Here is a 14,094-nt window from a genome sequence, read left to right as displayed (position 1 = left end):
CATGATTAAAGGAACAAACTTTATAGGATCAACCCCTTCGAAAGAAGGCACAGCACAACTCTTTGCACACAACCCTGCCAATGGCAAGGCTTTCCCTGAATCGTTTTCGGTGGCCACCACTTCCGAAATTGATAACGCGGTAGCCAAAGCAACACAGGCTTTTCAAGTCTACAAAAGCATAGCACCAGCAAAAAAAGCAGACTTCTTAGAGGCGATTGCCGATGAGATCATGGCTTTGGGCGATGCCTTGATAGCACGCGCTTGTGGAGAATCGGGTTTGCCTGAGGGTAGAATTCAAGGAGAACGAGGTCGTACCTGTAATCAGTTGAAGATGTTTGCCAATTTGGTGCGCGAAGGCTCATGGGTAAATGCCACCATCGATACTGCAATTCCAGACAGAGCGCCAGCGCCCAAGCCTGATTTGCGCAAAATGGAAGTCGCCATTGGCCCTGTCGCCATTTTTGGTGCGAGTAATTTTCCATTGGCCTTTTCAACAGCCGGTGGCGATACCGCGTCTGCTTTGGCCGCTGGAAACCCAGTGATTGTAAAAGCACACGAATCACATTTAGGCACCAATGAAATGGTATCTCAGGCGATTTTGAAAGCCGCACAAAAAACAGGAATGCCCGAGGGCGTTTTCTCCATGGTGAATGGCGGAATTCCTGTGGGTCAGCAACTGGTCAAGCATCCGCAAATCAAGGCGGTAGGTTTTACGGGTTCGTTTAGAGGAGGAAAAGCCCTTTTCGATTTGGCCAACCAAAGAGACGAACCTATTCCAGTATATGCTGAAATGGGAAGCATCAATCCAACATTTATTTTCCCTAACAAACTAAAAGAAAACCCAGCCGATTTGGGTAAGACCGTAGCAGGCTCAGTCAGCATGGGCGTAGGTCAGTTCTGTACCAACCCTGGTTTATTGGTGGGAATTCAATCGCCAGAATTGGAGGCTTTTTCTGCCGCACTTTCACAAGCACTGGCCGAAACTGCTCCTTCCACAATGCTGAATAAAGGTATTGCTGAAAGCTATTACGCCAACAGAAAAGCGCTGTTAGAAGAAAAAGGAGTAACCTTAAGCGGCAATGCTACAGCCACTGGTGACAACCGCGGACAAGGGTTAACTGCGACCGTTCCTGCTACTGAATTCCTGAAAAACACAAAACTCCACGAAGAGATTTTCGGACCATTCACACTATTGGTGGTCTGCGAAAATGAGAGTGAAATGAAGCAAGTAGCTCAATCGCTTCAAGGGCAATTGACAGGCACTTTATTAGCCACCGAAAGTGACATGACTCAAAATACCGAGACTGTAGACGCACTATCTCAAAAAGTGGGGAGGATACTCTTTAACGGAATGCCAACGGGAGTTGAAGTTTGTCCCGCCATGCATCATGGAGGTCCATTCCCTGCCAGCACCAATGGAAAATATACTTCGGTGGGCACGGATGCTATTTATCGTTTCACCCGATCCATCTGCTACCAAAACTGGCCAGATCAAATGTTACCAATAGAATTGAAAGCTGAGAACCCGATAGGTATTTGGAGAAAGGTGGACAATGAGTTAGGGAGATAAGGGATTAATGAGTTAGGGAATTAAGGAAAGAATGAAATAAGGAATTAATGAGATAGTGGAATAATGAATCAAGGAATGTAGTTAAGACACAAAACCACTACCTATTATGATCAGAAAACAATCGATAATTAACTTATTTATTCCTTAGTTCATTTCCTCATTACTTCATTATTCCCTTAATTCATTAAAAAAAGGTTATGGAAAAGGTAGAATTTATTGAAGCATTTAAAGTAAGAACTAAAAAACTAGTAGTAGAAATAATCAAGTTTTACGGTAAGTTAAAAAAGACAGACGCTACATACATTGTTGGAAAACAGCTAGTGCGTTCAGTTACATCGACCGCAGCAAATTATAGAGCCGCCTGTATTGCTCGCTCTCAAGCTGAGTTTTTCGCTAAAATGTCAATTGTAAACGAAGAAGCCGATGAAACGCTCTTTTGGTTGGAAGTAATGGAGGAAGCGGATTTAGCACAACCAGAACAAATAGCACCATTCAAAAGTGAGGCATTGGAAATAGTCAAAGTGGTTTCAAAAGCCAGAAAAAACACCAACCGTTAAAACATTAAATCATTAACTCACTCACCAATTAATTCATTGTAACATGAACCCATTATTTCATTATCCCCTTCTTTCATTAATTCATTAGTATGAGTAAGCGTTTTTTCTGCATCGATGCCCATACTTGCGGTAATCCAGTAAGACTGGTAGCTGGGGGCGGCCCTATTCTAGAAGGTGCCAATATGAGTGAAAAACGACAGCATTTCCTCAGAGAATTCGACTGGATTCGAAAGGGATTGATGTTCGAGCCACGCGGACATGATATGATGTCGGGGAGTATTCTATATCCGCCATCGGATCCTGCAAATGACATCGGAGTGTTGTTTATCGAAACCAGTGGTTGCTTGCCTATGTGTGGTCATGGTACTATTGGTACGGTGACAATTATGGTTGAGGAAGGTTTGGTTCAACCCAAAATACCAGGGCAATTGAGGTTAGAAACTCCAGCGGGTTTGGTGAAAATTGAATATCAGCAAGAAGGGAAAAGAGTGACTTCGGTAAAGCTAACCAACGTGCCCGCTTATTTGGCGAAAGAGAATATCGAAGTTGAGTGCCCTGATTTAGGAATGCTCAAGGTGGATGTGGCCTATGGCGGAAACTATTACGCCATTGTCGACCCGCAAGAAAATTACAGAGACATGGCCGATTACACAGCCATGCAATTGATTGGTTGGAGTTTGAAGATAAGAGAACGCATCAATGCCGAGCATAGCTTCAGTCACCCAGAAAACGATACCATAGGCGGTTTAAGCCATGTACTTTGGACGGGGGCACCGCTTCAACCGAATTCTACAGCAAGAAATGCAGTATTTTACGGAGACAAAGCCATCGACCGATCTCCTTGTGGCACAGGCACTTCGGCACGAATGGCGCAATGGGCGGCCAAAGGAAAACTTCAAAAAGGCGATCAATTCGTTCACGAAAGTATTATTGGCAGTCAGTTTACTGGAAAAGTCGAAGATGTAGTTAAATTAGGCGCGTATTCGGGTATTATTCCAAGCATAGAAGGCTGGGCCAGAATTACAGGATACAATACAATAGTAATTGATGACGAAGATCCATACGCCTATGGTTTTCAGGTGATTTAGAAGATGGAAACGAAAAAAGTAATTGTGATTGGTGCTGGCATTGTGGGCCTGAGCACTGCTTATTTCCTTCGTAAACAAGGGGTAGAAGTCACCGTAATCGACAATACCGATGGCAATAGTAACTGCTCTACGGGAAATGCGGGATACGTTTCTCCCAGTCACCTCATTCCACTTGCTTCACCGGGCATTATTAGTCAAGGCCTCAAATGGATGCTCAACTCTGAGAGTCCTTTCTATATTAAACCCCGCCTTAATCGTGACCTGATAAAATGGGGCTTACTTTTTAAGAAATCGGCTACTCCTAGCAAAGTAGATGCCGCGGCAAAAGTGCTTTACGACCTTACCGTACAAAGCCAATCGCTCTATGAAAAAATCATGAGTGAAGAAAATATCGAGGCAGGTTATAAAAAGCCTGGGCTTTTGATGATCTGCAAAACAGAAAGCACGCTACAACATGAAATCGAACTGGTGCATATGGCTAAATCTTTTGGCTTAGATGCTGAAGTGCTAAGTAGAAAAGAAACCGAAGAAATGGAGCCGAACGTACAGTATAATATGGCTGGTTCGGTTTATTTTGGTTGCGATGCTTGGATGACGCCCAATGTGTTTATGCGTGAATTTAAGGAGAAGTTGGAGCAAGCTGGCGTTAAGTTTCAGTACAATACGCAGCTCGACCGAATCATTCATAAAGCAGGGAAAATTGATAAAATCATCACTTCAAAAGGAGAGCTCACCGCAGATGAATATGTATTAGCCGCTGGTTCATGGTCACCCATATTGATGAAGCAGCTTAAAGTGGATATTCCTTTACAGGCAGGAAAGGGATATAGCTTTACACTTCCTAGCCCCGTTGTTATGCCAAAACTTCCATCAATATTAACCGAAGGAAGAGTGGCCACTACGCCCATGATACATGGGCTTAGAATAGCGGGTACGATGGAAATTGCAGGCACAGGCTTGAATATTAATGAGCGAAGGGTGCAAGGCATTATCAAGTCGGTAAAAGAATTTATGCCTCAGTTCGAAGAACAAGATTTTTCTCAAATTGAAACTTGGGCAGGTTTGCGCCCATGCACCCCAGATGGTCTACCTTACATTGGACGGACAAAGAAATATAAAAATCTACTTATAGGCACAGGCCATGCAATGCTCGGGTTTACTCTTGGCCCAATCACTGGACAAATGCTATCAAGTGAAATCATGGGTGAAAAACCGTCTATAGTTTCTCCATTGCTAGATATTGAGCGCTTTGCTTAAACCCAGAGCCTGATATTGACATTACATGTCATTACATAGAATATGATAAAAACATCATAAATCAGCACCTCCTTCTTAGATTGGTTTGGAATTGTGAACAAAAGTGTATTTTTTCGTGCTGTATTCTTTTTTGAGTACAACCCAATACCCTCCTCAAAGACCATTTAGTTACAATTCAATTAGTAGTAGACTCAACTCTGTGGGAAAAACCGTAGCAATTATAGGTTCTGGCGTGGCTGGTTTAGCTTGTGCTATTCGCTTAGCGAAGAAGGGACATACTGTGTCTGTTTTTGAAGCCAATGCTTATCCGGGAGGAAAGCTAACTGAAATTCAGTTAGGGGCATATAGATTCGATGCTGGGCCTTCCTTATTCACTTTGCCTGAAGAAATTGAAGCGCTCTATGAACTCCATGGTTTGGATTCAAAAGCTTATTTCGATTACAAAAGACTTGATAGCACTTGTAAATACTTTTATTCCGATGGCACAGAAATTAATGCTTTCGCAAACATTGAAGACTTAAAAGAAGAAATTTATCAGAAGACAGGAGAGCCCAAAAAGAACATTGAAAAGGCACTTAACAAGAGTGCCTTCCTCTATGCTTTTCTCTCGCCTTTATTTATGCATAAGTCGCTGCATAAATTAAGTACATGGCTAAGTAAGAATGCATTTCGGGCCTACACAAAGCTGTCCCAATTCAATTTTAATCGTAGCATGAACCAAATCAATAAGGTGCGGTTCAGCAATAAAAAAGTGGTTCAGCTTTTTAACCGATATGCCACATACAATGGCTCAAACCCGTATCAAGCTCCTGGCACATTGAATATTATTCCGCATTTAGAATTTGGCATTGGAGCCTATTTTCCAAACAAAGGAATGCATGACATTACCCAAAGTCTTTACACGTTGGCCAAGAAAGTTGGGGTTAAATTTGTTTTTAATACGCCTGTGAGTAAAATCACTTTGCACGAAGGCAAAGCCAAAGGGGTTGTCACCAAATTTGGTTTCCATAAAATGGACAGGATAGTTTCCAATATGGATGTAGTAGGCACTTATGAAAAGCTCTTGAAGGGAGAACGTAAACCCACCAAGCTTCTGAGTCAGCCTAAATCTAGTTCTGCACTTATTTTCTATTGGGGAATTAAGAAAGAGTTTAAGCAACTCGATCTCCATAACATCTTTTTCTCTGACGATTATCAATTAGAGTTTAATCACATTTTCAAAACAGGAACAGTATTTAATGATCCTACTGTCTATTTAAACATTACTTCAACTCAAAAGCCAGATGATGCACCAGAAGGCTGTCAAAATTGGTTTACCATGATTAATGTGCCTAATAACCAAGGACAAGACTGGGATGAGGTAATTAAGGAGGCTAGAAAAAATATATTGAAAAAGCTCTCTACCCAACTAGGAGAAGATATTGAGCCTTTAATTGAGGTGGAAGATATACTCGATCCTAGAAAAATTGAAATTCGAACATCTTCAACTCAAGGTGCACTTTACGGTAATAGCTCAAATAATAAGTATGCTGCCTTTTTGAGGCATCCCAATTTTTCGAAACATATTAAGGGCTTGTATTTCTGTGGAGGAAGTGTTCACCCTGGTGGGGGAATTCCCTTGTGCTTATTATCGGCCAAAATTGTAGCTGATAACTTTGAGTAATTAGCGTGAAGTAACCAAAGTAGAGTCCGACTGTTCTTCTAAATTCTTTGCAAACAAGGTTTTGTATTGGTCATACCTTTCTAAAATCTTCTTTACATAATTTACCGGCTCATCTCCCCTACAATAACCAAACTGAACTACGGGGTCGGTGTAATACTTTTCTGTAGACTTGGCTATTAAGTAATCTGCTACATTTCCATCCCAAACCTCTGGGTTTCTGCCATACTTTTTGGCCAGTTTTACGGCATCCATTACATGGCCTTGCCCTACATTATATGAGCCAAGAATAAACTTCAATCGCTCTTTTGGATCAGTCACTTTTTCTGCCCAATATCCCTCAAGCCATTCTAAAAATTCAGTACCTGCTTCTATATTTTCCACAGGGTTGAAAGGGTCTTGAACATTAAACTGTTCAATAGATATATCGGTAAGTTGCAACAGCCCCTTTGCTCCGGCCCATGATTCAACCAAGGGATCAAATTTTGATTCTTGATAGGCCAAAGAAGCCAACATTACCCAATCTACCGATAGGTTTTCAGCCGCAGATTTAAACAGATCATCATATGGAGAAATCATAGTTCCTCCTACCGAACTGAAATCGCTCTGAGCTCTTAAATTCTGAGATTTTCTATACTTGAAATAGCGATTGTAGATTACATTAAAGTCTGGAGTTGCTTTTACTTCATTCAACCAGTAATCGATGGTATCTTTTAAAATGGGAGCATTTTTACGTACTGCCCAAGCTATTTTCTGAGGAAAGCTAATTGCGGTTTCTACATCCAAATCAGGGTAATATGTAGCGTTAATCATTGCAATGTCTTCATCGGCAATGGTGTAATCTATTTCTCCTTCAGCCACTTTTTTGATCAAAGCCTCTGTGTCCATAATGCCAACGTCTTCGAGAATAATAATGTCTTCTCCAATTTCGTCTGACAGATGTTCGAGCCTTTCTGAAAAGGAAGACCCCTTTCTTGTGTGAACTTCCTTCCCTCCTAAATTCAAAGGGTTTCTGATCATGCTTTCTTCAATATCATGGAGTTTCATTTTTCTCCAATCTTTAGGCTTGCGTTGAATTAACACCTGTCTTACTTCTGTGTGACTGTCAGTAAAAGACACGCGCTGTGTTCGTTCCTTGGTCACAGTCAGGTGATAGGCCATTACATCCGCTTTGCCTGTATTGAGCATAAAAAATGCTTCTTCGATATCAGAGGTAAGTTTGATTTTGAGAGAAAGCCCTAAATCTGAGGCCATACGCGAAAGCAAATCGTATTCATAGCCCATTGGCTGGCCTCTATAAATAAAGTAACCAGTAGAGCTGTTGTCTACTACTGCGGTAAGGGTACCGCGTTCCTTAATTTGATCGAAATCAAAATCGATGGGTTCAACTTTTAACTCAGATAGAGCTGCTGAATCGTTATTGGTAGTTGCACTTTTTCGGCACGAAGGAAGTAGAAAAAGCCCACAAAACAGGGCTATAAAAATTACTGTTGCCTTTCTTTTTATCATATTCTCTCCTGATGGTGAGCAAGAACCTAAACTACCCTTAAAGGCAAATCGTTCAAATTCAATTAGATAAAATAGTCAACAAAACGGAGAGATCAAAATAGACAACTGGTTATTGTCTATTTAACATTTCCTCCCGAAAGTCTTTTAAGCTCTATTTCAGCAAGCTTTACATTGTATTGAGAAGTAATTTTTCTGATTTCTGCTTGCACCAAGTTAATTTGAGCTTCGCGCAATTCAATGGCGGTAGAGTTACCTACTTTAAACCTTTCAAGTGCAATATCATAGTTTTCTTTGGCCACTTCTAGGTTCAGTTCCTCAAGTTGATTAAGACGAATACTGTTCTGATAATTGCCATAGACTTTTCGAACGTCAGACTCTAAAGACTGTGTAAGGTCACGAATTTGAAGTTCAGCCATCTCCAATTGAATCTTGGCATTTTGTTCTCTTCGCTTTAAATCAAAGCCATTAAAAATATTGAAGTTGAGCCCTGCTCCATAGTTAAAACCTGTTGAAATATTACTTAAAACAGCTCCTGCATCAGAGTTTCTATCATTGTAAGTGTAGCCAAAATTCAGACTCACTGTAGGAAACTTTTCAGCACTCAATTCTTTGATTTGTAAGTAGTTTACTTCTCTACTTCTTTGAGCCCTTACTACTGTAGGGCTGTTGAGATTGGCTTCTGCAAGTACTTCATCTAACTGCAATGAGCCATCGAACGAAAATCCAGAACTGATTTCGAAATCGCTTTCTAGCTCTTGCCCCAATAATCTATTCAACTCTACTTTTACATTGTGAATTAATTCTTGCTGAATTAAAAAGCTTGATGAATCTGAGTTGTAATCTACCTGTGCTTGTAAATACACTAGCTTAGATGCCTTTCCTACTTCATATCGGGTATAAGCAAGTTCTAAACGCTGTTTACTTAAATCGAGGGCATCTTGAAAAACACGTGCTCTTTCTTGCTCCAACACTACTCTGTAATATGCATTAGAAATAAGCGCAATGTTATTCTCTATCTGAATTTGCAAGTCGTCTTCGCCCAATTGAGCCTGCGCTTTCAATCTATCTCGGGTATGAAACATTCCTAAACCATCAAAAACTGTCCAGTTTAAAGTTGGAGAAATGTTCAAGTTATTGGTTTTGGCATCCTTAATCTCTCTGGTTTCATTACTGTTGGCCAATTGCTGCGTAACATCTGTATTACTATAAGATTTACTGGCAGAAACACCTAAAGTTGGCAACAACGCTCCATAACTCATATCCGAATTATTGGCACTGGTTTCTGCCGACTTTCTTGAAATTTTAATTGACAGGTTATGTTCAAGGCCAAGTTGAACGGCCTCGGCAATAGTCAGAGGTTCTTGTGCACTCACTTTTACTAAAGCGAAAAAGAAGAGTGCTAAAGCTATTTTCATTTTCATAATCAGGCAGTCGTTCTAGAAAGTCTACTTTTTTTACTGGTGAAATAGGTATAGACAGCAGGAATTACATAAAGGGTTAGAACGGTAGAGAAAATCAATCCACCGATAATGGCTACCCCCATTGAAACTCTGCTTTCAGCTCCGGCTCCTAAGGCCAAGGCAATAGGAAGAATTCCGAGAATGGTAGAAAGAGATGTCATTAAAATAGGTCTGAAACGAGACTTGGCTGCATCCAAAACAGCATCGCGAACGCTGAGTCCATCGGCTTTCCTTTGGTTAGCGAATTCTACAATTAGAATTCCGTTTTTAGACACCAAGCCTACCAACATAATGATACCGATTTGACTAAAGATGTTTAGTGATTCTTCGTATCTCCAGATTACCAATAAGGCTCCAGCCAAGGCCAGAGGCACTGTAAACATAATAATCAAGGGGTCTACAAAGCTCTCAAACTGAGCTGATAGTACTAGGTAAATCAAAATTAGGGCAAAGCCAAAAGCAAAGTAAAGGCTATTGGCACTATCTCTAAATTCTCTAGAAGAGCCTGCTAAATCTGTTGTGAAGGACTCGTCCAATACCTCTTTAGCAATGGCGTCCATAGCATCAATTCCCTGACCTGTAGTTACCTTGGGGGCTAAACTTGCTGAAATAGTAGCAGCCGCAAACCTATTAAATCGGTACAGCTGTGGTGGAGAGCTATTTTCCTCTAAGCTTACAAGGTTGTCTAACTGTATTAATCTGCCATCAGATGACCTAACATAAAGTGCTTTCAAATCCAATGGATCGTTTCGGTTATCTCTATCTACTTGCCCAATAATTTGATACTGCTTTCCATCTAAAATAAAGAAACCGAATCTTTGACCTGCTAATCCTAATTGTAAAGTTTGAGCAACGTCTCTTACTGAAATACCCAGTGTTCGTGCCTTCTCTCTGTCAATCTCAATAGTGATTTCTGGCTTAGTAAATTTCAGGTTTAAATTCACGAATGTAAACTCTGGTGAATCCTGTGCCTTTGCCATAAACTCGGGAAGTACCTCTTTCAGCTTCTCCAAGTTTGGCGCCTGAATAACGTATTGTACAGGGAAGCCAGCCCCCCTTCTACCTCCAATAGTGGCAGGTTGAGAAAGCGAAGTTCTTGCCTCGGTATACTGTGCTAAAATTGGGGTAAAGTCATCCATAATTTGCTGCTGACTTCTTTCTCGTTCCGAAGGGTCATTCAGCATAATGGTAATTCTTGCCGAGTTCATAGAGCTGTTTCCAAAACCAGGAGAAGTAATCGTTATCAATGCTTCTTTCTCTGGAATGTGCTTTTCAACTGCACTGATGATACTGTCAACGTACTGGTCCATGTATTCGAAAGTAGCACCTTCAGGGCCAGTGGCATTAGCGCTCAAAGAGCTTCTATCTTCTAATGGAGCAATCTCTTCTGGTATTCTATTCCCTGATAAAAAGAAGCCTATCATACCTGCCGAAAGCAAAATGATTACGAATGCCATCCACCTCATATTCATAAAGGCATCGAGAGAATTATTATAACCACGGTTTAGGCTAACAAAGAATGGCTCTGTTTTGCGGTAGAACCAGTTCTTTTTCTCCGACTTCCTCAAAATCTTGGCACTCATCATAGGAGTAAGCGTAAGGGCAACAAAAGAAGAAATTACAACCGCACCTGCCACCACGAGTCCAAATTCTCTAAAGAGTCTTCCAGTAAGCCCTTGAAGGAAAATTACTGGCATAAACACAGCAACCAAGGCTACAGTAGTAGAAATTACAGCAAAGAAAATTTCGTTTGTCCCTTTGATTCCAGCCTCCTCAGGCTCCATTCCTCCTTCAATTTTGGAGTATATATTTTCCAGTACCACAATGGTGTCGTCCACTACCAATCCAATGGCTAACACGATACCTAAAAGGGTAAGTACGTTAATAGAGAAACCAAAAATATACATTACGAAAAACGCTCCAATCAATGAGATCGGAATGGTCATTACTGGAATAATGGTAGTTCTCCAGTCGCGTAAAAAGAGGAAGATGATTACCACCACAAGTGCAAAAGCCACTATAATAGTTTGCTGAACTTCGCTGATGGATTCTCTAATATATTCGGTGTTATCAAAACCGATTCCCAACTCAATATCTGCTGGAAGGTCTTTTTTGATCAATTCGATTCTTTCGTAAAAATTATCCGCGATTTCGATACTGTTTGAGCCCGGCTGGGTAACTACTGCAATTCCCACCATAGGCACTCCATTTCTTTTCAGAATAGTTCTGTCATTCTCAGGTGCAAGTTCTGCTCTTCCGATATCTCTAAATCGAACAATTGTTCCTCCGTCCTCTTTTACAATTAGGTTGTTAAACTCTTCTGGAGAATTAATTCTTCCTATGGTTCGAACTGCAATTTCGGTACTCGTGCCTTCAACCGCTCCTGATGGCAGTTCCACGTTGTCTCGACCAACTGCATTCTGAACATCTAAAGGTGTAAGCTGATATGCCGCTAACTTGTCGGGGTCCATCCATAAACGCATTGAATAGCGCTTTGAACCCCATACTTGAACTGAACTAATGCCTTGAATGGTTTGTACACGTTCTTTAAAAATATTTTCTGCCAACAGCGTGAGGTCAAGCAGGTTTCTTTCTTTACTCGAAATATTTAGAAAGATGATTGGGCTGGCATCAGCATCGGCCTTACGTACAGTTGGGGGCTCTACATCAGGTGGTAATCGCCTCACTACTCCTGCTACTTTATCACGAACATCATTAGTAGCTGCTTCCAAATCAACTCCCAAGTCGAACTCCGCAGATATTGAGCTACCACCATCACGGCTTGTTGAAGTCAATGTTTTGATACCCGCAATACTGTTTAGCGCTTCTTCTATCGGCTCAGTAATCTGGGCTTCAATAATCTGAGCATTGGCACCAGCATAACTAGTAGAAACTGAAATTACAGGAGGGTCTACGCTCGGAAATTCACGTACCCCCAAATAGCTAAAGCCAATCACTCCAAAAATCACAATGATGATATTCATCACCATGGCAAGCACTGGCCGCTTTATACTGATGGTTGATAAACTAGACATGCTTTACTTGGTTAAAGATGAAATAGAAATCGAAGATCCTTGTCGTATTTCTAGTAGCCCAGAAGTAATAACTGTATCCTGCGGGTTTAGGCCTTCTAAAATCTGAACAGAGCTTTCGGTTCTAAGTCCGATTTTTACAGGTACAGACTGTGCTTTTCCTCCTTGTGCTACAAATAACATATGCCCATTAAGCTCAGGTATAACTGAAACCGCTGGCACCATTAGGGCATCATTTACTGATGACATAATCAACTCAATTTTGGCAAATTGCCCTGGCAAAAGCTTTCCTTGTTCGTTACTAGAAATTGCTCTCATTCTTAAGGTTCTAGTGTTTTGGTCTATTTGTGGCTCGAAGGCATAAACCGTTCCCCTAAAAACTTCTGTTGATGTTTCTGTCTCAAATTGAATTACATCACCAACACTAACAATTGAAGCGTATTTACCCGGTATGGCAAAGTCAATTTTAACAGGATCGATGCTGTAAAAATTAGTAATGATAGTGCTATTGGTAATGTATGCACCTTCACTAATTTCTCTCAAGCCTAAGACTCCGTCAAAAGGAGCCACGATAGACGTTCTTGCCAATTGTGCTTCCACCATTCTAATATCTGCCTCTATGGTATTCAAAGCCGTCAAGGATATGTCGTATTCCTCTTGACTGATGGCCTCTTTGTTAAGCAATTGCTTTTGACGATTTTCACTTCCAACGGCCAATTTTTTACTGAACTTTAGTTTTTCAAGTTGGGCTTGCAGTTCGTCATTTTTTAAACTTACTAGCAATGCTCCTTTCTTTACTTTCTGTCCTTCATCAAAATGGACCTTGGTCACCAAGCCAGAAACTTCACTCTTAAGCTCAATAGATTCGTTTGGCAAAATTGACCCAGTAACTTTAATCTTATTCTCTAAAAGCATTGGCTTTACCACTACACCACTTACAGGAAGTGCAGATTTTGCCTTTGAAGAATTTTGAATTGAGGTTTCGGCATCTGAACTGCCAACAATTTCATCAAATCGCGGATAAACAGCCCATGCTGCTACAGCCAAAATGATTATCAAGACTACAATTATTCTTGATGTTTTACTCATTGCATTAAATAGTTAGGATAAGGAATGTGTTCTTATAAATGCTATTGAAAGCTTATTAAATTCATCTGGTTGCTCAACGTTGCACACATGACCGCAGTTATCCAATATATTTAACCACGCATTTTTATGATGTGAAACTAACTTGAGCACTTGTGGAAGGAACATATAATCTTCATCCCCCATTAAATAAAGGGTTGGAGCCGTTGTTTCCTTCTCATTAAAATATTTTAGCAATGGATTAATGTTGTTTGTCAACTTAAACCATTTCATGAATTCGTGCTGGCAAACACGTTTGGCCTGCCCAATAAACAAATCGCGAGATTCGGCATTTCGTTTCTTTGGCATAATAATCCAGGCAAACAACCTATATAGCCACATAAAGGGAACAAATCTTTTTAGTGCATTGCCCACACCTACTAAAAACTTAGACCTAACATTTAGTCGGGTTACCGCACCGCCAAGAATAAGAGTTTGAACACGTTCTGGGGCTATTTCGCAGAGTGTGCGGATGATTATTGTACCTAGTGATATACCAACAAAATGAGCTTTCTCGATCTTAAGGTGATCTAGAACCTCAATAATATCTTTACTTATGTTTTCAAAACTGTGGTCATTTGAAAAATACCTTTGAAATGCTTCTTGAGATTTACCATGCCCTCTCAAGTCAATCAAAAGCACATTAAATTGGCTTTTGAAGCTTTTAATCTGACGAAACCAAATGGAAGAGCTCCCCCCGGCACCATGGATAAAAGCTACCCATTCATCGGATTGATTATTTCGATATGTTTTATAATAAAGCAAGGCCACGCAATTAGAGACAAAACTAACCCAAAGGTTTAATTTTAGTTTAACCTTTGATATAAATGATGGGA

The 14,094-nt window shown here is 40.6% G+C and carries 10 protein-coding genes; 5 read left to right on the top strand and 5 right to left on the bottom strand.

Annotation, left to right across the window (positions count from 1 at the left end):
• The first annotated feature begins 1 nt into the window (after window position 1).
• From AAC026_RS16480 to crtD, 5 genes are all read left to right on the top strand, one after another.
• Window positions 2-1,570: an aldehyde dehydrogenase (NADP(+)) gene (locus AAC026_RS16480; RefSeq protein WP_339700320.1), complete on the top strand. Its 1,569-nt coding sequence runs from the start codon at window positions 2-4 to the stop codon at window positions 1,568-1,570.
• 197 nt (window positions 1,571-1,767) lie between these two features.
• On the top strand, window positions 1,768-2,127 hold the full coding sequence (locus AAC026_RS16475) for a four helix bundle protein (RefSeq protein ID WP_339700317.1): 360 nt from the start codon (window positions 1,768-1,770) through the stop codon (window positions 2,125-2,127).
• Between the two features lie 89 nt (window positions 2,128-2,216).
• Complete coding sequence (locus AAC026_RS16470; RefSeq protein WP_339700314.1) at window positions 2,217-3,215, top strand: 4-hydroxyproline epimerase; 999 nt, start codon at window positions 2,217-2,219, stop codon at window positions 3,213-3,215.
• 3 nt (window positions 3,216-3,218) lie between these two features.
• Window positions 3,219-4,472, top strand: coding sequence for an FAD-dependent oxidoreductase (locus AAC026_RS16465; RefSeq protein ID WP_339700311.1), 1,254 nt, complete (start codon window positions 3,219-3,221; stop codon window positions 4,470-4,472).
• A 199-nt stretch (window positions 4,473-4,671) separates the two neighbouring features.
• Entirely contained in the window at window positions 4,672-6,135 is a 1,464-nt protein-coding gene (gene crtD, locus AAC026_RS16460) for a 1-hydroxycarotenoid 3,4-desaturase CrtD (RefSeq protein WP_339700308.1), read from the top strand.
• Here the strand turns inward: crtD and AAC026_RS16455 are convergent, their stop codons facing one another.
• The 5 genes from AAC026_RS16455 to AAC026_RS16435 form a co-directional block, all read right to left on the bottom strand.
• Window positions 6,136-7,641 (bottom strand): transporter substrate-binding domain-containing protein, encoded by a 1,506-nt coding sequence (locus AAC026_RS16455; RefSeq protein WP_339605967.1) that lies wholly within the window; start codon window positions 7,639-7,641, stop codon window positions 6,136-6,138.
• A gap of 116 nt (window positions 7,642-7,757) precedes the next feature.
• The gene (locus AAC026_RS16450; RefSeq protein WP_339605968.1) at window positions 7,758-9,062 is read right to left on the bottom strand and encodes a TolC family protein; all 1,305 of its coding nucleotides are present in this window, start codon (window positions 9,060-9,062) and stop codon (window positions 7,758-7,760) included.
• 2 nt (window positions 9,063-9,064) lie between these two features.
• Complete coding sequence (locus AAC026_RS16445; protein WP_339700305.1) at window positions 9,065-12,136, bottom strand: efflux RND transporter permease subunit; 3,072 nt, start codon at window positions 12,134-12,136, stop codon at window positions 9,065-9,067.
• A 3-nt stretch (window positions 12,137-12,139) separates the two neighbouring features.
• Window positions 12,140-13,222: an efflux RND transporter periplasmic adaptor subunit gene (locus AAC026_RS16440; protein ID WP_339609472.1), complete on the bottom strand. Its 1,083-nt coding sequence runs from the start codon at window positions 13,220-13,222 to the stop codon at window positions 12,140-12,142.
• Between the two features lie 12 nt (window positions 13,223-13,234).
• Complete coding sequence (locus AAC026_RS16435) at window positions 13,235-14,029, bottom strand: alpha/beta hydrolase (RefSeq protein WP_339700303.1); 795 nt, start codon at window positions 14,027-14,029, stop codon at window positions 13,235-13,237.
• Between the last annotated feature and the right edge of the window lie 65 nt (window positions 14,030-14,094).

It is taken from the genome of uncultured Roseivirga sp. (assembly GCF_963973945.1).
In the GTDB taxonomy this organism is placed as follows: domain Bacteria; phylum Bacteroidota; class Bacteroidia; order Cytophagales; family Cyclobacteriaceae; genus Roseivirga.
The sequence above is the reverse complement of the archived record's forward strand: the minus strand, read 5'-3'. Positions and strand labels throughout refer to the sequence as shown.